The 22,796-nt window shown below is 66.1% G+C and carries 20 protein-coding genes; 12 read left to right on the forward strand and 8 right to left on the reverse strand.

Features of this window, described 5'->3' with window-relative positions:
* Positions 1 to 89 precede the first annotated feature (89 nt).
* Positions 90 to 899, forward strand: coding sequence for a hypothetical protein (locus ACO07I_RS15260; RefSeq protein ID WP_422009035.1), 810 nt, complete (start codon positions 90 to 92; stop codon positions 897 to 899).
* On the opposite strand, the gene ACO07I_RS15265 is transcribed toward ACO07I_RS15260, so the two are convergent.
* Positions 896 to 2,308: a M48 family metalloprotease gene (locus ACO07I_RS15265; RefSeq protein WP_422009037.1), complete on the reverse strand. Its 1,413-nt coding sequence runs from the start codon at positions 2,306 to 2,308 to the stop codon at positions 896 to 898. The two genes, ACO07I_RS15260 and ACO07I_RS15265, sit on opposite strands and share 4 nt — an antisense overlap.
* A gap of 111 nt (positions 2,309 to 2,419) precedes the next feature.
* On the opposite strand from ACO07I_RS15265, the gene pip reads away from it, so the two are divergent.
* The 5 genes from pip (at position 2,420) to dnaJ (ending at position 8,564) form a co-directional block, all read left to right on the forward strand.
* Positions 2,420 to 3,430: a prolyl aminopeptidase gene (gene pip / locus ACO07I_RS15270; RefSeq protein ID WP_422009039.1), complete on the forward strand. Its 1,011-nt coding sequence runs from the start codon at positions 2,420 to 2,422 to the stop codon at positions 3,428 to 3,430.
* Positions 3,431 to 3,461: 31 nt separating this feature from the next.
* Positions 3,462 to 4,517 (forward strand): TauD/TfdA family dioxygenase, encoded by a 1,056-nt coding sequence (locus ACO07I_RS15275; protein WP_422009041.1) that lies wholly within the window; start codon positions 3,462 to 3,464, stop codon positions 4,515 to 4,517.
* 74 nt (positions 4,518 to 4,591) lie between these two features.
* Positions 4,592 to 5,194 carry a nucleotide exchange factor GrpE gene (locus tag ACO07I_RS15280; RefSeq protein WP_422009043.1) on the forward strand — a complete coding sequence of 201 codons (603 nt, stop codon included), beginning with the start codon at positions 4,592 to 4,594 and terminating at the stop codon, positions 5,192 to 5,194.
* Between the two features lie 227 nt (positions 5,195 to 5,421).
* Positions 5,422 to 7,359, forward strand: coding sequence for a molecular chaperone DnaK (gene dnaK / locus ACO07I_RS15285; protein WP_422009045.1), 1,938 nt, complete (start codon positions 5,422 to 5,424; stop codon positions 7,357 to 7,359).
* 86 nt (positions 7,360 to 7,445) lie between these two features.
* On the forward strand, positions 7,446 to 8,564 hold the full coding sequence (gene dnaJ / locus ACO07I_RS15290) for a molecular chaperone DnaJ (RefSeq protein ID WP_422009047.1): 1,119 nt from the start codon (positions 7,446 to 7,448) through the stop codon (positions 8,562 to 8,564).
* Positions 8,565 to 8,687: 123 nt separating this feature from the next.
* Here dnaJ and ACO07I_RS15295 read toward each other — a convergent pair whose 3' ends face one another.
* From ACO07I_RS15295 to ACO07I_RS15315, 5 genes are read right to left on the reverse strand one after another with little or no spacing between them, the layout of a single operon-like run.
* Positions 8,688 to 9,650 (reverse strand): ABC transporter ATP-binding protein, encoded by a 963-nt coding sequence (locus ACO07I_RS15295; RefSeq protein ID WP_422009049.1) that lies wholly within the window; start codon positions 9,648 to 9,650, stop codon positions 8,688 to 8,690.
* Positions 9,647 to 10,681, reverse strand: coding sequence for an ABC transporter ATP-binding protein (locus tag ACO07I_RS15300; protein WP_422009051.1), 1,035 nt, complete (start codon positions 10,679 to 10,681; stop codon positions 9,647 to 9,649). The genes ACO07I_RS15295 and ACO07I_RS15300 overlap by 4 nt, the downstream gene beginning before the upstream one ends.
* 1 nt (position 10,682) lies before the next feature.
* A complete protein-coding gene (locus ACO07I_RS15305; RefSeq protein WP_422009053.1) occupies positions 10,683 to 11,591 on the reverse strand; it encodes an ABC transporter permease in 909 nt (302 codons plus the stop codon).
* 4 nt (positions 11,592 to 11,595) lie between these two features.
* Positions 11,596 to 12,549 (reverse strand): ABC transporter permease, encoded by a 954-nt coding sequence (locus ACO07I_RS15310; protein WP_422009055.1) that lies wholly within the window; start codon positions 12,547 to 12,549, stop codon positions 11,596 to 11,598.
* Positions 12,550 to 12,580: 31 nt separating this feature from the next.
* Positions 12,581 to 14,185, reverse strand: coding sequence for an ABC transporter substrate-binding protein (locus ACO07I_RS15315; protein WP_422009057.1), 1,605 nt, complete (start codon positions 14,183 to 14,185; stop codon positions 12,581 to 12,583).
* 150 nt (positions 14,186 to 14,335) lie between these two features.
* Between ACO07I_RS15315 and ACO07I_RS15320 the strand changes: the two genes are divergently transcribed.
* The 3 genes from ACO07I_RS15320 to ACO07I_RS15330 are packed head-to-tail and all read left to right on the forward strand — an operon-like array spanning position 14,336 to position 17,561.
* Positions 14,336 to 14,530, forward strand: a complete 195-nt coding sequence (locus ACO07I_RS15320) for a hypothetical protein (RefSeq protein WP_422009059.1) — start codon at positions 14,336 to 14,338, stop codon at positions 14,528 to 14,530.
* A 9-nt stretch (positions 14,531 to 14,539) separates the two neighbouring features.
* Positions 14,540 to 15,952 (forward strand): amidase, encoded by a 1,413-nt coding sequence (locus tag ACO07I_RS15325; protein WP_422009061.1) that lies wholly within the window; start codon positions 14,540 to 14,542, stop codon positions 15,950 to 15,952.
* Positions 15,953 to 15,965: 13 nt separating this feature from the next.
* Positions 15,966 to 17,561, forward strand: a complete 1,596-nt coding sequence (locus tag ACO07I_RS15330) for an ABC transporter substrate-binding protein (RefSeq protein WP_422009062.1) — start codon at positions 15,966 to 15,968, stop codon at positions 17,559 to 17,561.
* Between the two features lie 4 nt (positions 17,562 to 17,565).
* Here the strand turns inward: ACO07I_RS15330 and ACO07I_RS15335 are convergent, their stop codons facing one another.
* Entirely contained in the window at positions 17,566 to 18,477 is a 912-nt protein-coding gene (locus tag ACO07I_RS15335; RefSeq protein ID WP_422009064.1) for a phosphotransferase, read from the reverse strand.
* Positions 18,478 to 18,592: 115 nt separating this feature from the next.
* Positions 18,593 to 19,312, reverse strand: a complete 720-nt coding sequence (locus ACO07I_RS15340) for a haloacid dehalogenase type II (protein ID WP_422009066.1) — start codon at positions 19,310 to 19,312, stop codon at positions 18,593 to 18,595.
* A 37-nt stretch (positions 19,313 to 19,349) separates the two neighbouring features.
* Between ACO07I_RS15340 and ACO07I_RS15345 the strand changes: the two genes are divergently transcribed.
* From ACO07I_RS15345 to ACO07I_RS15355, 3 genes are all read left to right on the forward strand, one after another.
* Positions 19,350 to 19,922, forward strand: a complete 573-nt coding sequence (locus ACO07I_RS15345) for a DNA-3-methyladenine glycosylase I (protein WP_422009068.1) — start codon at positions 19,350 to 19,352, stop codon at positions 19,920 to 19,922.
* 2 nt (positions 19,923 to 19,924) lie between these two features.
* Entirely contained in the window at positions 19,925 to 21,385 is a 1,461-nt protein-coding gene (locus ACO07I_RS15350) for a M81 family metallopeptidase (RefSeq protein WP_422009069.1), read from the forward strand.
* A gap of 240 nt (positions 21,386 to 21,625) precedes the next feature.
* The gene (locus tag ACO07I_RS15355; RefSeq protein WP_422009071.1) at positions 21,626 to 22,705 is read left to right on the forward strand and encodes a DUF4062 domain-containing protein; all 1,080 of its coding nucleotides are present in this window, start codon (positions 21,626 to 21,628) and stop codon (positions 22,703 to 22,705) included.
* Positions 22,706 to 22,796 lie beyond the last annotated feature (91 nt).

A 22,796-nucleotide genomic window follows, 5' to 3' on the forward strand; every position in this document is an offset into this window, starting at 1 on the left:
GGTACGACCATGAGCGAAAAGGCGGCCCGGCACCCTGGTGTCGAGCCGCCTTTTTCATGTTCGGCCGTTCGACGCGCCTCTCCCCGATCATGACCAAAGTTGCCTCGATCGCCCGCCTGCGCGAGGGCGGCACCACCTGGGCGCTCGGCGCCCTGGCCGGCGACGATGCCGCGCTGGAGAGGCTGGGCAGCACGCTGATGCAGCTCTGGCAGCCCGGCGACCGGCTGGTGGTGCTGGGCAACATGCTGGGCGGCGCCGGCAACACGCCGCGTACGCTCGACCTCATGCTGCTGCTGCGCCGACGCCTGCTGGCGCGGCCCGGCGCCGAGGTCGAGGATTTCGTCTTCCTGCGCGGTCCGCAGGAGGAAATCTGGCACAAGGCGCTGCAGCTTCAGTTCGCGCTGGCGCCGCTCGACGTGCTCGACTGGATGCTGTCGCGGGGGCTGGCCGCCATCATCGAGGCCTATGGCTATTCCATCGCCGAGGGCCGCATCGCCAGCCGCAACGGCTCGCGCGCGATCGCCCGCTGGACCTCGGGCCTGCGCGAGCGCCAGGCGACCCGCCCCGGCCACGCCGATCTCCTGAACGCCCTGTCCCGCGCCGCCCTCAGCGCCGAGGGCCGGCTCGTCTTTGCCGCCAGCGGCGTCGATCCTGGCCGGCCGCTCGATGGGCAGGCCGATGCCTTCTGGTGGAGCACCCAGACCGATACCGCCCTCGACGAGGCGCTGGGCAAGGCCGGCGGCGGCGGCTGGCCTGCGATAGAGCGTGTCGTGCGCGGGACGGGCCCGGCTCGTAACGTCCCCCAGGAGGCCGGCCGCGTCCTGACCGTGACGCGCGGGACACCGGCTCTGGTGGGACTCGATGCCAGTGGCACCGTGCGGGAGCGGATCGAGGCTTAAGGCTCGATGAGCTTGATCTGGCCGCGGCTCGCCAGTTCGGCCGGCGTCTGCGCCGCATTGAGCACCAGCAGCCGTTCCATCTTGAGATCGGGATAGGGCATGCGGGCCGCGAGCTGGGCGGGGGTCGATCCGGCCGGCGACACGACGCGCAGCCGGTACGGCCGCAGCGCCGCGGCTTCGGCCGGCGTCAGCGTGCGGAACGTCCGCGCGGCGCGCACCATCTCCGCGATCTGGCGGTCCTGGTTCGCGCCTTCGCTGACCAGCGCGAAGTTGCACACCCGATTGCCGTCCCGGATGACGACGTAGCGCGCCTGGCCGAGGCCGGTGTCGGAGCCGCGCGGGCGGGCGCCGATCGCCGCCTCGTTGCCGTTGATCTCCAGGGTCTGGATGTCGGTGGGCGTCGGCTTCAGCTTGTTGCGCATCCAGTCGTCGAGCGGACCGGAGATCGGCGTCGAGAGGCAGGCGAACAGCATCAGCGACCGGTCGCGGTTGACCGCCAGAACGCCGTCGCTGTCGTTGAGCAGGCGGAAGCCCGGCGGCGCGGTGAAGGCGAGGCGCATGGTCGGATGAAGGAAAGTGCGGCCCCGGATGAAGCCCTCCTGCGGCGAATCGTCGACCGACATGCCGTCGATGGCCGCGAAGTAGCCCTTCTCGTTGGTTTCGCCGGGCGCGTTCGCGAGCGGAAGACCGGCGATCGCAGCGGTCCGTTCGATGGGCACGGGATGAGTGGACGCGGCGCTCGGCCGATCCCCGACATCGGGCGACTCGCCCATGATCTGCGCCTCCAGGGCGCCCTGCTGGCGAAGGCGCTCGATCAGGGACGCCATCGCGTCGCCGCGATAACCGGCCTTGACGATGTACGCGAGCCCCAGGCGGTCGGCCTCGAGTTCCTGTTCGCGCGAGTAACGCCGCAGGGCAAGCAAGCCGTCCTGCGCCACGGCGCGGCCGACCGTGACCGATCCGCTGGCGGCCGCTGCGCCGATCGCCGCATCAAGCACGCCCTGACGCACGCGCGCACGCTGCGCGGCATGGCGCTGCACCAGATGGCCGAGTTCATGACCGACTGCCGCGGCGAGCTCGGCCTCGTTCTCCAGCAGGGCCAGAAGGCCTCGCGTCACGAAAACATAGGATTGCACGGCGTGCGCATTGGCGACCGGCGAATCGAGCACCATGAAGCGGAAGCCGCCGACTCCGGCCGCCGTCGCCACGCGCTGACCGACGCGCTCGACATAGGCCTGGAGTCGAACATCCTGGTCGGCCGGGCCGACGAGCTTTTCGATGTCGCGGGGCAGGGCGGCAACGCCGCGTCCGGTCGCCGCAGTCGAGGCGGGGGCGGACGGATCCGCAGACGTGCAGGCAACGACGCCGGCCAGCAAGGCGACCAGCGCCAGAATACGGCGAATACCCACGGATCCTCCTGGAACGGCCCGACCTTAGACGCTCGACGGACGAGGCCGCAATCGCCGCGAGGCTGGCACGAATGCCGCCGCTATGGCAGTGATGCCGTCGAGGACAATCGCATGCCGCGCTCAGAGACACCTCTTCGCTCCGACCTGTTCCCCGAGATCTCGCCCTATGCCAGCGGCATGCTCGCGGTCGACGGACGCCACACGATCTACTGGGAGCAGAGCGGTAATCCCGACGGCGTGCCGGTGGTCTTCCTGCATGGCGGGCCGGGTGCCGGCTCGGCACCGGTCCATCGCCGCTTCTTCGATCCGCAGTTCTACCGCATCATCGTCTTCGACCAGCGCGGTTGCGGCCGCTCGATGCCGCTCGGCGAGTTGCGCGACAACACCACGGCCGATCTCGTGGCCGACATGGAGAAGTTGCGGACGCATCTCGGCATCCCGAGCTGGCTGCTGTTCGGCGGCTCGTGGGGCAGCACGCTGGCGCTGGCCTATGGCCTCAGCCACCCCGGCCGGGCGACCGGCTTCATCCTGCGCGGCATCTTCCTCGGCGCGCGCCCGGAGATCGACTGGTTCCTCCACGGCATGCGCACCATCTTCCCGGAAGCGTGGCGCGAGTTCGCCGAGCACCTCCCGGCCGATGAGCGCGGCGACCTGCTGGGCAACTATTACCGCCGGCTGATCGACCGCAATCCCGACCTGCACCGCCCGGCGGCACGGGCCTGGAGCCGCTACGAGGCCGCCTGCTCGACGCTCTACCCGACCGTTCGCGCACCGTTCGAGACCGACCATGGCGGCTTCGCGCTGGCTCTGTCGCGCATCGAGGCCCACTACTTCGCCAACGGCACCTTCGTGCCTGAAGGCTGGCCGTGGACCGATCTCGACCGCGTCCGCCACCTGCCTGCCACCATCGTCCAGGGTCGCTACGACATCGTCTGCCCGCCGGTGACCGCCGATGCGCTGGCCCGCGCCTGGCCCGAGGCGCGATACGTGATCGTGCCCGACGCTGGCCACAGCGCGCTGGAGCCGGGGATCCGCGCCGCCCTGGTCAATGCCACCGAGAGCTACCGGCTCTCGACCAGCGACACCGAACTCTTCGCGCCACGCTTTCCGTGGGACGCATAAAAAAGAAGACCACACCGAGGAACGCCTGATCATGTCGTACGAACTCCCGCCGGAGCAGACCGGCGCCGCCGCCTGGTATGGACCCGAGATCGCCAAGCGCGACGACTGGATGATGCCGCTCTCGGCCGCTGAAGTGGCCGAAGTGGAGGCCGCGACCCGGGCGCTGGTCGCCCGCGATGCCGACATCGCCGTGCTGAAGCCGCAGGATTTCCCGCTGCCGACGCTCGGCGCCAGGCTGCGCTCGCGAGTCGACGACGAGGTGCTGAACGGCCGGGGCTTCCTGCTGCTGCGCGGCCTGCCGGTCGAGCGCTGGTCGATCCGTGAATCGGCGACCGCCTTCTTCGGCCTCGGCGCCCATCTCGGCAGCGCCCGCTCGCAGAACGGCAAGGGCCATGTGCTGGGCCACGTGCAGGATCTCGGTCTCGACGTGAACGATCCCAACGTGCGCATCTACCAGACGCACGAGCGGCAGACCTACCACACCGATTCCTGCGACATCGTCGGGCTGCTCTGCCTCAAGACCGCGAAGTCGGGTGGCCTGTCGGCGTTGGTCAGCTCGACCACGATCTTCAACGAGATGCGCCGCCGCCGGCCCGACCTGCTGAAGCTGCTGTTCCAGCCGATCGCCACCGACCGCCGCGGCGAGGTGCCGGAGGGGCAGAAGCCCTTCTTCGAGATCCCCGTGTTCAACTGGCACCAGGGCTACCTGACCGCGATCTACCAGCGCCAGTACATCGACAGCGCCCAGCGCTTCCCCGAGGCGCCGCGGCTCACGCCGGAACTGATCGAGGCCCTCGACCTGTTCGACTCGCTGGCCAACGATCCGGCACTGAACACATTCATGGAGTTCAAGCCGGGCGACGTGCAGCTCGTTCACAACCACACGATGCTGCACGACCGCACCGGCTTCGAGGACTGGCCCGAGCCGGAGCGCCGCCGTCACCTGCTGCGCCTGTGGCTGGCCGCCGAGGGGGCCCGGCCGCTGCCCGAGATCTTCGCCCAGCGCTACGGCCAGGTCACCATCGGCGACCGCGGCGGCATCATCGTGCGCGGCACCCGGCTGCAGGCGCCCCTGCAGGCCGCCTGAGCCAGTTGACCCGGAGCGGCCTCATCCCTAAGTGAAGGCCGCTCCAAGCAACCAACACACAAAGGGGACACCCTATGGCCAGCGATCCAACCGCGGGCGGCGCCCCGGCGGATATGCCGGTCGACCCGGACAATCTCGACATTCCGCCCCGGCCGGAAAGCGCCGCCGAGTGGCAGCGTCTCGTCGAGCAGCTCCAGGCCGAGAAGGCCGACCTTCAGGACAAGCAGCTGCGGGCCCTGGCCGAAGCGCAGAACGTGCGCCGCCGGGCCCAGCAGGATGTCGAGAAGGAGCGCAAGTTCGGTGTCGAGCGCTTTGCCCGCGACGTGCTTTCGGTCGCCGACAATTTCGGCCGCGCCCTGTCGGCCCTGCCGGCGGACCTCGATTCCCTGGATCCGGCGCTGCGCAACGTGATCGTCGGCATCCAGGCGACCGATCGCGAGCTGCAGTCGGTACTGGAGCGCCACGGCGTCACCCGCATCGAGAGCCTCGGCAAGCCGTTCAACGCCGAATTCCATCAGGCCATGATGGAGGTCGAGAATCCCGACGTCCCGCACGGCACGGTGGTGCAGGAGCTGATCCCAGGGTACCTGATCGCCGGGCGTCTGCTGCGGGCGGCGATGGTCGCGGTATCCAAGGGCGGCCCCGCCGCCGGCGCGCCGGCCGCCAACGCAAACTAGGGGAGGTGGCCGGCCCCTGCCGGCCATTCCCCATGAGTCCGCCCGGTAGTGCGCCAAACGGCACATTCCAGCGGAGATTTTGGTCCCAACGTCCATTGCAGGCAGGCGGACAGGACCTATATAGCCCCTGTCCTGACCCGGTTTTTTCCGGCAGGTAACCACAGTACGGGGGCCGATCGGGCGCCTTTGGGCCCGGAACGGCTTGCCGAGGGAAGAGAGTAGAAATCATGGCGAAAGTCATTGGCATCGACTTGGGTACGACCAATTCGTGCGTCGCGGTCATGGAAGGCGGCGACACCAAGGTCATCGAGAATTCCGAGGGCGCACGCACGACGCCTTCGATGGTCGCGTTCACGGATGGCGGCGAGCGCCTGGTCGGCCAGGCTGCCAAGCGCCAGGCCGTCACCAACCCGCTGAAGACCCTCTATTCGGTCAAGCGCCTGATCGGCCGCCGCTTCGACGACCCCATGGTCGCCAAGGAGAAGACGCTCGTCCCCTTCAAGATCGACAAGGCGCCGAGCGGCGACGCGTGGGTCGAGGTGAACGGCGAACAGTACAGCCCGAGCCAGATCTCGGCGTTCATCCTGGGCAAGATGAAGGAGACGGCCGAGGCCTATCTCGGCGAGAAGGTCGATCAGGCGGTCATCACCGTCCCGGCCTACTTCAACGACGCCCAGCGCCAGGCGACCAAGGATGCCGGCCGCATTGCCGGCCTCGAAGTGCTGCGCATCATCAACGAGCCCACGGCCGCTGCCCTCGCCTATGGCATGGACAAGCGCAAGAGCGGCACGATCGCGGTCTATGACCTTGGCGGCGGCACGTTCGACGTGTCGGTCCTCGAGATCGGCGACGGCGTGTTCGAGGTCAAGGCGACCAACGGCGACACCTTCCTGGGCGGCGAGGACTTCGACCAGCGCATCATCAGCTACCTGGCCGACGAGTTCAAAAAAGAGCAGGGCATCGACCTGCGCAACGACAAGCTCGCCCTGCAGCGCCTCAAGGAAGCGGCCGAGAAGGCCAAGATCGAGCTCTCCAATTCCAAGGAGACCGAGATCAACCTGCCGTTCATCACGGCCGACGCCAGCGGTCCGAAGCATCTCGTGATCAAGCTCTCGCGCGCCAAGCTCGAGTCGCTGGTCGACGACCTGGTGCAGCGGACGCTCGAGCCCTGCAAGGCGGCGCTCAAGGATGCCGGCCTGCAGGCCGGCCAGATCGACGAGGTCATCCTGGTCGGCGGCATGACGCGCATGCCGAAGGTCATCGAGGTGGTGAAGCAGTTCTTCGGCAAGGAGCCGGCCCGTAACGTCAATCCCGACGAAGTCGTCGCGGTCGGCGCGGCGGTCCAGGCGGCGGTGCTGAAGGGCGAGGTCAAGGACGTCCTGCTGCTCGACGTGACGCCGCTGTCGCTCGGCATCGAGACGCTGGGCGGCGTGTTCACGCGCCTGATCGAGCGCAACACGACGATCCCGACCAAGAAGAGCCAGACCTTCTCGACGGCCGACGACAACCAGACGGCCGTGACCATCCGAGTCTTCCAGGGCGAGCGCGAGATCGCCGCCCAGAACAAGATGCTGGGTCAATTCGATCTGGTCGGCATCCCGCCGGCGCCGCGCGGTGTGCCGCAGGTCGAGGTCACGTTCGACATCGACGCCAACGGCATCGTTCAGGTCTCGGCCAAGGACAAGGCCACCGGCAAGGAGCAGCAGATCCGCATCCAGGCTTCGGGCGGCCTCAGCGAGGCCGACATCCAGAAGATGGTGAAGGACGCCGAGCTGCATGCCGAGGAAGACAAGAAGAAGCGCGAGCTGATCGACGCCCGCAACCAGGGCGAGGCGCTGGTCCACTCGACCGACAAGCACCTGAAGGAATACGGCGACAAGGTGAGCCCCACCGAGAAGGCCGAGATCGAGGGTGCGCTCGAAGGGCTGAAGACGGCTCTCGCGGGCGAGGATGTCGAGGCCATCAAGGGCAAGACCAACGACCTGACCCAGGCTGCGATGAAGCTCGGCGAGGCGATGTACAAGGCCCAGCAGGCCGAAGCCCAGGCGGGTGCCGCCGGGACGGCCGGCGGACCGGGTGCCGGTGCGACCGACGCGAAGGGCGAGAAAGTCGTCGACGCGGAATTCGAGGACGTCACCGACAAGAACAAGAAGACGGGTTCCTGATAAGGAATTCCGGGACGAACGAGACGGCCTCCCGCGCGAGCGGGAGGCCGACCTGTAAGGGGCCAGTGGGGGCTGCGTAGAGCGTTATGTCGCAAGACTTTTACGAGCTGCTCGGTGTGAGCCGGACGACCAGCGCCGACGACATCAAGAAGGCGTATCGCAAGCTCGCGATGCAGCATCATCCGGACCGCAATCCCGGCGACAAGGAAGCGGAACGGAAGTTCAAGGAAATCAGCCACGCCTACGACATCCTGAAGGATCCGGAGAAGCGTGCCGCCTACGACCGCTACGGCGCGGCCGCGTTCGAGGGCGGTGCAGGACCCGGCGGTCCGTTCCAGGGTGGCCAGGGCTTCGATTTCGGCTCGGTGTTCGGCGACATCTTCGAGGAGATGTTCGGCGCCAACGGCGCGCGCGGACGCGGACGCGCCGACATGCGCGGGCAGGACCTGCGCTTCAATCTCGAGATCACGCTGGAACAGGCCTATTCGGGCACGGAAGCGACGGTGCGCGTGCCGAGCTCCATCACCTGCGAGGTCTGCCACGGCAGCGGGGCGGAGGCCGGCTCCAAGCCGCAGCAATGCCCGACCTGCCAGGGCCGTGGCCGCATCCGGGCGCAGCAGGGCTTCTTCACCGTCGAGCGCGCCTGCCATACCTGCCACGGCGCCGGACAGGTGATCGACAAGCCGTGCAAGAATTGCGGCGGCCAGGGTCGCGTGCGCCGCGAGAAGACGCTGAAGGTCAACATTCCGGCCGGTGTCGAGGACGGGACGCGCATCCGCCTGAGCGGCGAGGGCGAAGCGGGTGCGCGCGGCGGTCCGGCCGGCGACCTCTACGTCTTCCTGTCGGTGCGACGCCACCAGCTGTTCGAGCGCGAAGGCCCGGACGTGCACTGCCGCGTCCCCATCTCGATGGTGCAGGCGACCCTGGGCGGCAACATCGAGGTGCCGACGCTCGACGGCAAGATGGCGCGCATCAACATTCCGGCCGGGGCACAGGGCGGGCACCAGTTCCGCATGCGCGGCAAGGGCATGCCGATCATGCGCTCCAGCCAGCATGGCGACATGTACATCGAGATCAACGTCGAGACGCCGACCAACCTCACCGCCAAGCAGAAGGAACTGCTCAAGGAGTTCGAGAAGGCCGGCAAGACCAGCCCGGAATCCGAGGGCTTCTTCAGCAAAGTGAAGGAAATGTTCGGCGGCTGAGGCCGCCGACATTCAGGCTCTCAGAGCTAACCGCGAGAGGCTTTCCGCCTCAAGTCGACCCATTTGCCTCACCCTGAGGGCGCCGCTTCGCGGCGCCCTCAGGGTGAGGTCGTTGGTGAGATGCTACGCCGCCAGCACGCAGCGCACCGCATGGGCGGCCTCGACCTCGCGCAGCGACGGGACCGAGGCCGTGCAGTCGGGGCGGACGAACTTGCAGCGCGGCGCGAAGCTGCAGCCGTCCGGCACGGCAGCGAGATCGGGCGGCGCGCCCGGGATGGATTCGAGCCGCTGGCCGCGCATGCCGTCGTGCACCGTCGAGGCCAGAAGGCCCCGGCTGTAGGGATGCTGGGGCGCGTCGACCATGCGCTCGACCGGCGCCATCTCCACCAGCTTGCCGGCATACATGACGCCGATCCGGTCGGAGACCTCGACCGCCACGCCGATATCGTGGGTGACGAAGATGACGCCGAGGTTGAACTCGCGCTGCAGCTCTCGGATCAGCAGCAGCACCTGGATCTGCACCGTGGCGTCGAGCGCCGTGGTCGGCTCGTCGGCCAGCAACAGGGTCGGATTGCAGGAGAGCGCCAGCGCGATCATGGCGCGCTGACGCATCCCGCCCGACATCTCATGCGGATAGGCCTTCAGCCGCTGCGCCGGCGAGGGAATCCTCACCATCTCCAGCAGATCCTTGGCGCGTTTCATGGCCTCGGTCTCGCTCTTGCCGGTGTGGCGGCGCACCGTCTCGGCGATCTGCTGGCCGATGGTGAAGACCGGATCGAAGGCCGTCGCCGGCTCCTGGAAGATCATCGAGACCCGCTGACCGCGAAGATCGGAGAGGGCCCTGGGCTCCATCTCCAGGACTTCGTCGCCCTGCAGCTTGATGCTGCCGGACCAGCGCGTGCGATGCTCGGGATGCAGTCGCAGGATCGAGCGGAGCGTGACGCTCTTGCCCGAACCGGATTCGCCCAGGATGCCCAGCGTCTCGCCGCGAGCGAGATCGAAGCTCACGCCGTTGACGGCGTGCACCGTCCTGTCGGGCGTGACGAACGTGACATGAAGGTCGCGGACCTGCAGCAGGTTGGTCATGCCGCCCTCGCCTTGGAATGGCCCGCCCCCGCCACGCGCATGTGGCAGGCCACGGCCTGGTGTCCGGAGTCCGCCAGCAGCGGCTCGGCGCGGGCGCAGACGTCTTCCGCGAAGGGGCAGCGCGTGCGGAACCGACAACCCGAGGGCGGATCGATGGGGTTGGGCGGATCGCCCTGGATCGGCGCCTCGCGTGTGCGCTTGCGCGGATCCATCGATGGACGGGCCGAGAGCAGCGCCCGCGTATAGGGATGCTGCGGGTCGCCGTAGATCGCCTCGACGGGACCCAGCTCGACGATCTTGCCGAGATACATGACCAGCACGCGGTCGCTGAGATACTGCACGACGTTGAGGTCGTGGCTGATGAAGACATAGGTGAGGTCGAGCTCGGTCTTGAGGTCGACCAGCATGTTCAGCACCTGCGCCTCGACCGACTTGTCGAGCGCCGAGACCGCCTCGTCGAGGATGATCAGGCGCGGCCGCAGCGCGAGCGCGCGGGCGATGTTCACCCGCTGACGCTGGCCGCCCGACAGTTCGTGCGGATAGCGCGTGGCGTAGTTCACCGGATCGAGGCCGACCTTGCTCAAGAGATCGCGTACCCGCTCGCGCGCCTCGGCCGCGGGCAGACCGTGGGCGCGCGGCGCGAAGGCCAGGGTCTCGGCGATGGTCAAGCGTGGATTGAGCGAGGCGTAGGAATCCTGGAACACCATCTGCACCTGACGGCGCAGCTCGTTCACCGTGATGCCGTGCGGCTCGTCGACCGGATCGCCGTCCAGCACCATCGTGCCCTTGTCCGGCTTGATCAGGCGGATCAGCAGCCGCGCGACCGTCGACTTGCCGCAGCCCGATTCGCCCACGACGCCCAAAGTCTCACCCTTGGCGACCGAGAGGGTGAGGTCGTCGACCGCGCGCACGACCTTGGTGGTGCGGCCAAGCAGGCCGCCGGGGATCGGGAAATGCTTGCGCAGGCCGGTCGCCAGCAAGAGCGGCTGGGCCGGGCCGCCGCGATCCTGGATGGGAAGCAGCGTGTCCATGTCAGGCCTTCACGTCCATGGCCGCGCGCAGGCCATCGCTCATCAGGTTGAAGCAGATCGAGGTGATGAAGATCATCACGCCCGGCAGGGCGGCGAGGACCGGATTGACGTAGATCGCCTGGCGCAGCGTGTTCAGCATCAGGCCCCATTCCGGTTCCGGCGGCTTCACGCCGAGGCCGAGGAAGCTCAGGCCCGCCGCCAGGATGATCGCGACGCTGATCAGCGACGTGGCATAGACCAGGATGGGTCCCAGCACATTGCCCAGCACATGGACCCTCACGATGGTGAAGGCCGAGGCGCCGCTGGCCTTGGCCGCATCGACGAAGTCGAAGCCGCGCACCTGGGTGGTGACGCTCTCCGAGACGCGGCAGATCGGCGGGATGAAGACCAGGGTGAGCGACAGCAGCGTGTTTTCCGTACCGGCGCCCATCGCACCCGACAGCGAGATGGCGAGCAGCACCGACGGGAAGGCGTAGAAGACGTCCATGATGCGCATGATCGCCATGTTGGTCTTGCCGCCGACGAACCCGGCGAGAATGCCCAGGCTGCCGCCGATCAACAGGGCGAACACCACCGGTGTCACGCCCATGAACAACGACAGCCGGCCGCCGTAGATCAGGCGGGCGAACATGTCGCGTCCCAGCTCGTCGGTGCCCAGCCAGTGGTTCGGTGACCCCAGCGGATAGAGGCGGCGCAGCATCGACGTCTTGTAGGGATCCGCCAGATAGAGATAGGGCGCGGCGATCGACGCCAGGACCAGCAGGATCAGGATCGCCGCGCAGACCAGGGTAACCGGGTCGCGGCGCAGCCGCCGTCCGACCGACTGCCAGTAGCCGCGGCCGGCGGAGGTGGGCGTCGGTTTGACCAGGATGGCGCCGCCGACGTCGAGAGAGGGACTTTGCAGGGCCATCGGTTCAGCCTCGCTTGATGCGGGGATCGACCATGGTCTGGATGATGTCCACGGTCAGGTTGAGCAACATGAAGAAGCCGGCCAGCACCAGCGTCGTTCCCTGCAGGATCGGCAGGTCGCGGCGGAAGATGGCGCTGTTCAGCAGGAAGCCGGTGCCCGGCCAGGCGAACACGGTCTCGATCAGGATCGAGCCGCCGATCAGGTTGCCGGCCTGCAGGCCCATGACGGCAAGGCAGGTCGGGGCGGCGTTCTTCAGCACATGGAAGAGAATGCGGCTGTCGCGCATGCCCTTGGCCTGCAGCGCCGTCACGAACTCCATGTTGAGCGTTTCCTTGACGGTGGAGCGCACCGTACGGGTGACGACGCCGAGCGGGATCACGGAGAGCGCAATGGTCGGCAGCACCATGTGCGCAAGGTGGGCGCGGTCGAACTGCCAGCCGGTGGAGTTTTCCGGCCCGATGCCCATCGGCGGCAGCACGCCGAGTTCGACCGCGAAGATGATGACCAGAACGATCGCCAGCCAGAAGTGGGGCACGCTGACGCCGATCAGCGAGATCACCGTGACCAGCCGGTCGACGATGCGTGACTTGGCGTAGGCAGCCGCGGTGCCGAGGACGACCGCCAGGCTGAAGGCGAGCAGCGTGGCGGCGATCGCCAGGATGATGGTGTTGCCGAAGGCGCTGCCGACCTCCGCCGCCACCGACCGGCCGGTGCCGATCGAGGTGCCGAGATCGCCCGTCAGGGTGACGCCGAGCCAGCGCAGGTACTGAACCGGCAGCGGCTGGTCGAAACCGTAATATTCCTTTAGCTTGTCGACGACCTCCTTCGGCGCGTCGGGCGGCACGATCGCCGAGATCGGATCGCCCGGCGCCAGGTGCACCAGCGCGAAGACGAGCAGCGAGACGCCGAAGGCGACGGGCACCAGGTAGATCAGGCGGCGTAGGGCGTAGAGCAGCATTGCGGCCCGCCTCTCCTTTGATTGCTGTGGACTATTTGATTTCGACCGGCGTGAGGTCCTGGAACCAGCTCTGCGCCTGCACGAAGCCCTTCACCTTGGGGCTCATGGCGCGCGGATTGAGGTCGTGCGCGATCCACACCCAATAGGCCTGGTCGACGATGTAGCTGTGCACGTCGGACAGGGCCTTGGTCTGCTCGGCCTTGTCGAAGCTCGTATGCGCCTTGTTGATCATGGCATCGAGCTTCTCGTCCTTCAGGATGCCCCAGTTGGCACCGACCGGCGGCACGAAGTTGCTGTTCATCAGGCGCGTGAAGGCCGAATAGGGATCGACGGTGGCGCGGCTGATGTTGATGCCGTTGACACCCGCCTTCTTGGCGTTGTCGCCGGTCACCGGCTGGAAGGAGAAGTTCACCAGCGCGTTCCATTCCATGACTTCGAACGAGGTATCGAAGCCCACGGCGTTCAGGTTCTCCTGCACGTATTCGTTCATCGGCAGCGGCAGCATCTGGCCCGAGCCCGAGGTCGAGATGGCGATCTTGATCTTGGGCTTCTTGGTTGCGCTATAGCCGGCTTCGGCCAGCAGCTTCTTGGCCGCCGCCGGGTCGTACTTGATGTCGAAGGCCGGCGAGCCGAACCAGGGATGGCCGGGATAGACATGGCCCTTGGACTCGATCATCAGCCCGCCCAGCAGCTTGTTGAGGCCGGCGCGATCGATGGCGAGGTTGGCCGCCTTGCGCACGCGGACGTCCGTCCACGGCGAGCCTTCGACCATGGACGGCTGATAGGCCCAGTTGTGCGGATACTTGTTGGTGACGATGGTCATGCCGCCCTGCTTGAGGCGCGGGATGGCGTCGGGGGCAGGCACTTCGATCCAGTCGACCTGGCCTGCCAGCAGCGCCGCCGTACGGGTCGCGGCTTCCGGCATCGGGAACAGGATCACCTTGTCGAGCTTCGGCACCCGCGCCTTTTCCCAGTAGTCGGCATTGCGCGAGAGCTCCATGCGCTCGCGCGGCACGACGCGGTCGACCTTGAAGGGGCCGGTGCCCGACGGATTGAGCGCGACCTTGTTCCAGTCCTTGCCTTGCTTCTCCCAGTTCGCCGGGCTCGAATAGAAGACGTAGGACATGTCGTAGGGGAACAGCGAGTTGACGATGCGCGTCGTGAGCTCGACGGTGTTCTTGTCGATCTTCCTGTAGCCGATCAGGGTCGGAATGCGGGCGCGCACCTGCGCCAGCTGCTTGCTGTCGAACTGCGGCGACTTGTCGTTCAGCACCTTATCGAGGTTCCAGATCACGGCGTCGGCATCGAAGTCCGACCCGTCGTGGAACTTCACGCCCTCGCGCAGCTTGAAGATCCACTTGGTCGGCTCGCCCTCGACCGGCGCCCACGACAAAGCGAGGCCAGGACGAATGTCGGCGATCGTGTCGGACTTCGAAAGGTCCCAGTTCACGAGTGCGTCATAGATCGTGTAGCCGGCGAAGCGGAACCCCTCGAACCCCTGATCGGGCTGGCCTGTCGTCAAAGGGATGTCGGCGGCTGTCATGCCGATGCGCAGAGTGCCCTGCGCGAAGGCAGGCGCGGTGGTGGCTGCCAGAACACCCAGGCCGGCGACGGCGACGCGAAGGCGCTTGAACATTCACTACTCCCCGGTTCGGCGATCCCGTCGGCAACTCCGACGCGAGACGCTGTCCGTTCCGTCATGCAAGCGCCAAGCCAACGCAACAAAGGCTCGCCACAACTGAAGCGGCATGTCGATTGCATGCACCAATCATTGCGGAGGGATGTCATGACATCGTCGACCAAAGCGCCAACGCTCGAGGAATTCCGGGCACGCGCCGCGCTGACCGGCCTCACCTTGACCGAGGAAGATATCGGCCACCTGCACAAAGGCTATGTCGGCCTGCTGGGGCTGATGGAACGCATCCCCGAGCGATGGGCCTGGGCCGCCGAACCGCCGCAAGTCTTCCGCGCCGACGAGTAGCAAATTCACATGACCGACCTTACGACGAGCGATCTCACGACACTGGGCATCGCCGAAGCCGGCCGCCTGATGGCGCGCGGCGAACTCACCTCGACGGCGCTGACGGAGGCGTTCCTGGCGCGCATCGACACCGTCGATCGCAGCCTGTCCAGCTACGTCACCGTCACGGCCGACGTCGCGCTGAACGCCGCCCGCCAGGCCGACATGGAAATGAAGGGCGGCCTGCGCCGCGGGCCCCTGCACGGCATCCCGATCGGGCTGAAGGACATCTACGAGACGGCCGGCATCAAGACGACCGGCCATTCGCACCTCAAGATCGACTATGTGCCGGCAATCGATGCCGAGACGGTGCGACGCCTGAAGGCGGGCGGCGCCGTCATCCTGGGCAAGCTCGGCACGCACGAATTCGCCAACGGCGCGATGACGTCGGACCAGCCGTTCCCGCCCGTGCGCAATCCGTGGAGCACCGCGCTCCAGCCCGGCGGCTCCTCCAGCGGCTCGGGTGCGGCGATTGCAGCCGCGCTCTGCATGGGCGCGATGGGCTCCGACACCGGCGGCTCGATCCGCAACCCGGCGGGCTACTGTGCCACGGCCGGCATCAAGCCGACCTACGGTCTGGTGAGCCGCTGCGGAATCTTCCCGCTCTCCTTCAGCCTCGACACGGCCGGGCCGATGGCCTGGACGACCGAGGACTGCGCGCTGATGCTCGACGTGCTGGCCGGATACGATCCCAACGACCAGGCCTCGGCGCGCGCGCCCAAGGTCGATTACGGCGCGGCGGCGCAACGCCCGATCAAGGGCATGCGCATCGCGCTCGCCCGCAGCTGGTACGAGGGGCCCAAGGGCAGGCTCTCGGACGACATGGCGGCCGGCATGGAAGAGGCCGTGCGGGTGATGCGCGATCTCGGCGCCACGGTCGAGGAAGTGATCTTCCCCGACATCCGCGACTATCACATCTGCGGCAGGGTCATCATCACCACCGAGGCGCACGCCATCCATCGCCGCGACGTGATCGAGCGGCCCGAGAAGTTCGGCTATACGACGCGGCGTCGCTTCCAGCTCGGCGCCTTCCTGTCGGCCGAGCAATACCTCTCGGCACTGCGCTTCCGCCGCAAGCTGCAGCAGGAAACGCGCGAGGCGATGCGCGGCTACGATCTCGTGATGACAGCGAACCAGTGGGGCCCGCCGGAAGGCTTCGAGGATCCGGCGCCGATCTTCCACTTCCTCGGCAAGCCTTCGCTCAGCATGCCCTTCAATGTAACGGGCCAGCCCGCCGCTGCGGTGTGCTGCGGCTTCGACGCCCAAGGCCTGCCGCTCGCCTTCCAGCTCGCCGGCCGCGCGTTCGACGATGCCAGCGTCCTGGCGGCCGGCTCTGCCTACGAACGCGCCACGCCCTGGCGTTCGCACCGACCGAAACTCTGACAGGAGCCCCGCCATGAGCGTGTCCCGCCGTTCCTTCATCGCCGCCGGCGCGCTGGCGGCGCTGCCTATGCCCGCATTCGCCCAGGAAAAGGTCGTGCGCTTCGGCATCTCGATGGCCGACGTGCCGCTGACCACCGGCCAGCCCGACCGCGGCGCCGGCGCCTACAAGTTCACCGGCTACACGCTCTACGATCCGCTGGTCGCCTGGGAAATGGACATCTCGGACCGGCCCGGCAAGCTGATCCCCGGCCTCGCCACCGAGTGGAAGGTTGACGATACCGACAAGACGCTGTGGGTCTTCAAGCTGCGCGACGGCGTGAAGTTCCACGACGGATCGGCCTTCAACGCCGACGCCGTCATCTGGAACTTCGACAAGGTGTTCGACACCAAGGCGCCGCAGTTCGACCAGCGCCAGGCCTCGCAGGTGCGGCCGCGCCTGCCGTCGGTCGCGAGCTATCGCAAGATCGACGACATGACCGTCGAGGTGAAGACCAAGGTCGTCGACGCGCTCTTCCCCTACCAGATGCTCTGGTTCCTGGTGTCGAGCCCGGCCCAGTTCGAGAAACTCGGCAAGGACTGGAACAAGTTCGCGTCCGAGCCCTCGGGCACCGGCCCGTTCAAGTTGGCGCGCCTGGTGCCGCGCGAGCGCGCCGAGCTGGTCAAGAACGAGGCGTACTGGAATCCCAAGCGCATTCCCAAGGCCGATCGCATGATCCTGGTGGTCGCACCCGAGGGCGCGACGCGCACCGCAGCCCTGCTCTCGGGCTCGGTCGACCTGATCGAGACGCCGACGCCCGACACGGTCGATCGGCTGACCAAGGCCGGCATGAAGATCGTGCAGAACGTCACGCCGCACGTCTGGAACTATCACCCCTCGATGCTGCCGGGCTCGCCCTGGACCGACATCCGCCTGCGCAAGGCCGCCAACCTCGCCATCGACCGCAACGCCATCGTGCAGTTGCTGGGCGGCCTCGCCACGCCGGCCTTCGGCCAGGTCGACAGATCGAGTCCATGGTTCGGCAAGCCCAGCTTCGAGATCAAGTTCGCACCCGACGAGGCGCGCACGCTGATGAGCGCGGCGGGCTTCAGCAAGGCCCAGCCGCTCAAGACCAAGTTCGTGGTGGCCTCGGGCGGCAGCGGCCAGATGCTGTCGCTGCCGATGAACGAGGCCATCCAGCAGATGTTCAAGGACGTCTATATCGACCTCGACTTCAAGGTCGTCGAGCTCGAGGCGCTCTACACGGCGTGGCGCGCCGGCGCCAAGGCCGAGATGAACAAGGACGTGACGGCCAATAACATCGCCTATGTGACGTCCGACCCGCTCTACGCCTTCACGCGCTTCTTCGCCTCGAACCAGGGCGCGCCGGTCGGTGTCAACTGGAGCAACTATGCCAGCCCGGAAGTGGACAAGCTGATCGACCAGGCGCTGGCCGAGTTCGACCCGGCCAAGCAGGACGCCATCATGGCCAAGGTCCACGAGAAGGTGGTCGACGACGCCGTGCTGATCTGGGTCGTCCACGACACCAACCCGCACGCGCTGTCGCCCAAGATCAAGTCCTACATCCAGGCCCAGCACTGGTTCCAGGACCTGACGACGATCGGGGTTTGATCCTTCAGCCGGCGCGGAGGGTCGCGGCCGCTTCATCGAAGGCCGGCGACCTGACGCCTTCGAGGAAGCTCCGCAGGGCCACCCGGGCGCCGATACGTTGAGCCTCGAACGAGTTCGACGTCAGCCTTCCCGCGCGGAAGGCGGCACTGAACTCCGCCGGTGATGGGGCCGTCATGTCCGTCTCGGCGAAGTCCGGCTGCCTCTCGAGCACGTACAGGCCGGTCGCGCAGCCGTGGAAGAGCTTCACGAACTGCCGCATCAGAAAGACCCGGGCCCGCAACACGGGGTCGGAGGGGCGCCCGCGCCACGCCGTGAGCAGCGCCTCCTGCAGGTCGGGCGTGCCGGCGCGGTACATCGTCAGGAGCGCGAGGTCCACCGCAGGATCGTTCCGGAACGCCGTCTCCCAGTCGATGAGCCACAGCCGCTCGCCATCGAACAGGATGTTGCCGGGGTGCGAATCGTTGTGGCTGGAGACGAGGCGGGATGCGTCCCACGGATAGGCTGCGCGCAATCGTTCGAGCGCGTCACGATGGGGATCGAGCAGACCACGGTAGAGACCGGTCGCCTGCAGGCGCTCGAGCAGGCCGCCGACCAGCGACGGATAGTCGGCCACGGGCGGAAAGAGCTGCGTCGCGTGGAGGCGGGCCGCGAGACTTCCGAGGGCACGGGCCAGCGCCTCGGGCCCGCCGGGATAGTCGTCGAGCGGCCGACTCTCTACGAACGTGATGATTGCCACGCCGGCGTCGGGATCGGCGTACAGTACCGGCGGCGCGAGGCCTGCTTCTGCTGCCGCGCACATGCACGCATAAGACCGTTTCGGGTCGCGCACCTCGTCCCGCAGCGAAGATTCGAGCCGCAGAATCCAAGATCGGCCGCCAACCTCGATGCGATTGATCGAGGCCGAGGCTCCCGTCACGATAGGCTGCGCGTCCGCAACGGGCGCGGAGCCGAAAGCGGCGATCAGCGCCTGCCGCGCCCGCGCGCGGCGATCGGGGGCCAGGGCGGCGAGTAGCGCGTCGATGTGCTCCCCCTCAGCAGCCCAGCTTCTTCGCGAGATCGATCATCGACGTGCCCACCGCGTTCCACTCGCCCTCGGCCTTGAGGTCGCGCTTCTGGTCCGGGCCGTGCTCGGTGGGGCGCAGCACGAAGCCCGTCGACAGGCCGCACTTCTGCGCCGCCGCCAGGTCGTTGTTGTGCGCCGCGACCAGCATCACCTGCTCCGGCTTGACGTACATGCTGTCGACAACGCCGAGATAGGCTTCGGGGTCAGGCTTGTAGTGATGGAAGGTCTCGCCCGAGAAGCAGTGATCCCAGGGAATGCCGCCGTTCTTGGCCATGTTGATCAGCAGCGCGACATTGCCGTTGCTGAGCGTGGCCACGACGAACTTCTTCTTCATCATGCCGATGCCCTCGACCGAATCGGGCCACGGCCGCAGCTTGTGCCAGAGGTGGGTGAACTCCCACGCGCCCTCCTCGCCCGGATGCTTCAGGCCCCGATTCTTCAGGAGCATCTCGAAGGCTTCCTTGTGCAGGTCGTCGATGCGCGTCCACGGCAGCTCGCCCTTGCGCACGCGGCCCATCTGCGGCTGGTAGAGGCCGCGCCAGTCGTCGGCGAAGCTCGTCCAGTCGGTCTCGATTCCGTATTTCTTGCCGAGCGCGGGCAGGTCGGCGATCAGGCTGCCGCGCCAGTCGACGACGGTGCCGAATACATCGAAAATGCAGACCTTCAGATTGGCGGGGACGTTGGACATTGGGTAGCTTCCTCACATGGTTTGGAAGCACGATAGAGTGAGCGGCGCGGACGGCAAGCCAAGATGCGGCTGGGTCTCCGACGATCCGCTCTACCAGGAATACCACGACACGGAATGGGGACGTCCGCTGCGCGACGATCGCGCGCTGTTCGAGCTCCTGACCCTGGAAGGTTGTCAGGCCGGCCTTTCGTGGATCACCGTGCTGCGCAAGCGCGAGCACTATCGCAAGGTCTATGACGGGTTCGATCCGGAGAAGATCGCGCGGTATCGCCCTGCGAAGCTTGAGAAGCTGCTGCTCGATCCCGGCATCATCCGCCACAAGGGCAAGATCGCCGCCAGCGTGAGCAACGCCCAGGCCTATCTCGCGCTGAAGGAGCGCGAAGGCTCCTTCTCGAAGTTCCTGTGGAGCTTCGTCGGCGGGACGCCGAAGAAGAACCGCCCGAAGACCCTCAAGGACGTGCCGGCGCGCTCGGCCGAAAGCGACGCCCTGTCGAAAGCCCTTCAGAAGGCCGGCTTCAAGTTCGTCGGCTCCACCATCTGCTATGCCTTCATGCAAGCCTCGGGCATGGTCGACGACCATGTCGTGGGCTGCCACTGCGCCAAGGAGTAATCGTGACAAAGCGTGTCTACATCGCGGCCCTCGGGACCGAGACCAACCAGTTCGTGCCCTTTCCCACCGGCCTGCGCGGCTACCAGGAGCATGGCATCTGGCACGGCGACGCCACGAAGCAGAAGCCGACCAACTTCACCGCGCCCGTCCATGTCTGGCGCAAGGAGACCGAGAAGCGCGGCTGGACGGTGATCGAGGGCCTCTCGACCTTCGCCGCCCCGTCGGGCACGACCGTGCGCAAGGTCTATGAGGATTTCCGCGACGAGATCCTCGACGGCGTGAAGGCCGCCCTGCCGCTCGACGCCGTGCTGATCAATGTCCACGGCGCCATGGTGGCCGACGGCTACGACGACTGCGAGGGCGATCTTTTAGCGCGCATCCGCGCCATCGTCGGACCCAAGGTCGCGATCGGCGCCGAGTTCGACCTGCACTGTCACCTGAGCGCCCTGATGCTCGACAGCGCCGACGTGCTGGTGGGCTACAAGGAATATCCTCACACCGACACGATGGAGCGCGCGGCCGAGCTGTTCGCCATCATCGCCGACACGGTCGAGGGCAAGGTGAAGCCGGTGATGGCGCGCTACGACTGCCGCATGATCGCGCAGTACCGCACCTCCGTGCCGCCGATCAACGAGTTCGTGGTGCGCATGAAGAACCTCGAGGGCAAGGACGGCATCCTCTCGGTGTCGCTGAGCCACGGCTTCTCCTTCGCCGACGTGGAGGATGTGGGCACGCGGACCCTCGTGGTGGCCGACGGCGACTTGAAGAAGGCCGAGGCGCTGGCCGAGCAGCTCGGGAAAGAGCTGTGGGACAATCGCGAGCGCTATGCCACGAAGTATCTCACCGTCGAGGAGGCGATGGACCGCGCCGCCTCGCACAACCAGGGCCCGCTGGTCCTGGCTGACCGCGCCGACAATCCCGGCTCGGGCGCGCCGGGCGATTCGACCTTCGTGCTGAAGGCGCTGGTCGAACGCGAGATCGGCCCGGCGCTGTTCGGCGTGATGTGGGACCCGATGGCCTTCCAGATCGCCGAGGAAGCGGGCGAGGGCGCGCGCATCCGCATGCGGCTGGGCGGCAAGTCGGGCACGGTGAGCGGCGATCCGATCGACCTCGACGTCACGGTGAAGAAGATCGCCCGCAACGTCTTCCAGCCCTACGGGCCGGTGATGTCACCGCTGGGCGACATGGCGCTCTTGTCGTCGGAGCATGTCGACATCGCGATCTGCACGCGGCGCAACCAGACCTTCCACGCCGACGCCTTCCGCGCCGTCGGCGCCGAGCCGGCCGACTACCGCGTCGTCGTCGTGAAGAGCGCGCAGCATTTCTATAACGGCTTCGTCGGCGTCGCGAAGGAGATCCTCTACGTCGCCACCCCCGGCGCCGCCGACCCCGACGTCACCCGCTGGCCCTACACCAAGCGCAAGACGCCGTTCTGGCCGAAGGTCGCGGATCCGTGGGAATAGCCACAATTGTCTAGATTCCAGCGTATTCGCAAATAATTGGGCCCTAAGATTCCGGCGGCGAAACGCTTCAGAGTTAGACGCCCAAACAACAATCACATCATATGTGCTGAGGCTTTTTTTGGAGATTGCCCAGCTGCTTACAGCAGTCACTCAGTCTGAGAAAGGAGGGCGCCGTCCAATCGCAAATTGAACTAGACACGAGAAGAGCTAGTATCTTCGCAATCTAAGATAGAGGCATCGATGGCTGCACCTCGGGTCTTTTTGAGTTCGACTTGCTACGATTTGGCCGAAGTTCGCGACTCTCTTGAATCTTTCATGGCCGGGGCAGGCATGCAACCGTGCCTTAGCGAGCACGGTGACGTGTTCTTTCATCCAGATTTACACACTCATGTTAGCTGCGTTTCCGAAATATCGAACTGTCAATTGTTTGTACTAATAGTTGGCGGCCGCTTTGGGGGCAAGTATGTGGCAGATCCTGCGAAATCTATTGTGAACGCAGAATATGCTGCTGCGCGAGAGTTAGGACTACCTGTATTCGCCTTCGTAAAACGCGAGGTCCTTGATGACCATCGCCTCTATCAAAAGAACAAGAACAACAAGGCCATTGACCAGATTGAGTTTCCCTCAATCGAAAAGCAGGAACATGCGCGGCAAATCTTTGAATTCATTGATCACGTGCGACTAGCGAAAACAAACAACGGGATCACCTCTTTTGAGTTCACTCGCGACATCGAAGATCTTTTAAGGAAACAGTGGGCGGGCATGTTGTTTGAGGCGCTACAGCAGCGACGGCTTCGCGATCAAATAGACGCTCAAATGAACGTTCTCAATAAACTAGCGACAACAGGGGAGCAGCTGGAACAACTGGTGAAGAAAATCTACCAGAGAATTGACATCGAAGCCGCTCCCGGTGTGATCAAAGACGTCGAAGAAATTTCAGAAGCTAGGGACTTTTTCAAGGAGCTAGATATCTACTTCGAAGGCTTATTCGTAAAATCTACTTTGGAAGAGGTTGCTGCAATCAATCCTGGGGCAGATTGGGTCAAATTTCTAACCGCCACAAACGACTTCAAGACGGCTACGTACCCTGTGCGTGGAGATGATGAGGAGACTCAGAATATGAAATGTCTTGAGCGATTTGGTGCGCCGAGAGTTCTGTTCTTGAATCCACATACAGAAATTCATCGACCCATGTTCCTGCTAATTCAACGACTTCGGAAATCGTACGCCGCCTTCCGTAAACTATCCGACGAACAACGGGCGGGGGTTCTTCGAGAGATTGAGGAGTTTGCGCCCTTCAAACCGGCAACTCAGCGATAGAAGGTACACGTTCTCTCGACCTAGAAGGCGGAGTCCGACTAGCACTTGGCCGAATGCCCATTATGCTAGAGGTCCAAACTTACTGACGCCC

This window comes from Reyranella sp. (assembly GCF_965227665.1).
Classification (GTDB): Bacteria; Pseudomonadota; Alphaproteobacteria; order Reyranellales; family Reyranellaceae; genus Reyranella.

Bases quoted from the DNA above. Each gene is read 5' to 3' on its own strand.
- ACO07I_RS15310 (WP_422009055.1), bottom strand. From the start codon at position 12,549: ATGCTGCTCTACGCCCTACGCCGCCTGATCTACCTGGTGCCCGTCGCC.
- ACO07I_RS15295 (WP_422009049.1), bottom strand. From the start codon at position 9,650: ATGACCAACCTGCTGCAGGTCCGCGACCTTCATGTCACGTTCGTCACG.
- dnaK (WP_422009045.1), top strand. From the start codon at position 5,422: ATGGCGAAAGTCATTGGCATCGACTTGGGTACGACCAATTCGTGCGTC.
- pip (WP_422009039.1), top strand. From the start codon at position 2,420: ATGCCGCGCTCAGAGACACCTCTTCGCTCCGACCTGTTCCCCGAGATC.
- ACO07I_RS15320 (WP_422009059.1), top strand. From the start codon at position 14,336: ATGACATCGTCGACCAAAGCGCCAACGCTCGAGGAATTCCGGGCACGC.
- ACO07I_RS15275 (WP_422009041.1), top strand. From the start codon at position 3,462: ATGTCGTACGAACTCCCGCCGGAGCAGACCGGCGCCGCCGCCTGGTAT.
- ACO07I_RS15325 (WP_422009061.1), top strand. From the start codon at position 14,540: ATGACCGACCTTACGACGAGCGATCTCACGACACTGGGCATCGCCGAA.
- ACO07I_RS15330 (WP_422009062.1), top strand. From the start codon at position 15,966: ATGAGCGTGTCCCGCCGTTCCTTCATCGCCGCCGGCGCGCTGGCGGCG.
- ACO07I_RS15340 (WP_422009066.1), bottom strand. From the start codon at position 19,312: ATGTCCAACGTCCCCGCCAATCTGAAGGTCTGCATTTTCGATGTATTC.
- ACO07I_RS15315 (WP_422009057.1), bottom strand. From the start codon at position 14,185: ATGTTCAAGCGCCTTCGCGTCGCCGTCGCCGGCCTGGGTGTTCTGGCA.
- ACO07I_RS15300 (WP_422009051.1), bottom strand. From the start codon at position 10,681: ATGGACACGCTGCTTCCCATCCAGGATCGCGGCGGCCCGGCCCAGCCG.
- ACO07I_RS15260 (WP_422009035.1), top strand. From the start codon at position 90: ATGACCAAAGTTGCCTCGATCGCCCGCCTGCGCGAGGGCGGCACCACC.
- ACO07I_RS15280 (WP_422009043.1), top strand. From the start codon at position 4,592: ATGGCCAGCGATCCAACCGCGGGCGGCGCCCCGGCGGATATGCCGGTC.
- ACO07I_RS15355 (WP_422009071.1), top strand. From the start codon at position 21,626: ATGGCTGCACCTCGGGTCTTTTTGAGTTCGACTTGCTACGATTTGGCC.
- dnaJ (WP_422009047.1), top strand. From the start codon at position 7,446: ATGTCGCAAGACTTTTACGAGCTGCTCGGTGTGAGCCGGACGACCAGC.
- ACO07I_RS15305 (WP_422009053.1), bottom strand. From the start codon at position 11,591: ATGGCCCTGCAAAGTCCCTCTCTCGACGTCGGCGGCGCCATCCTGGTC.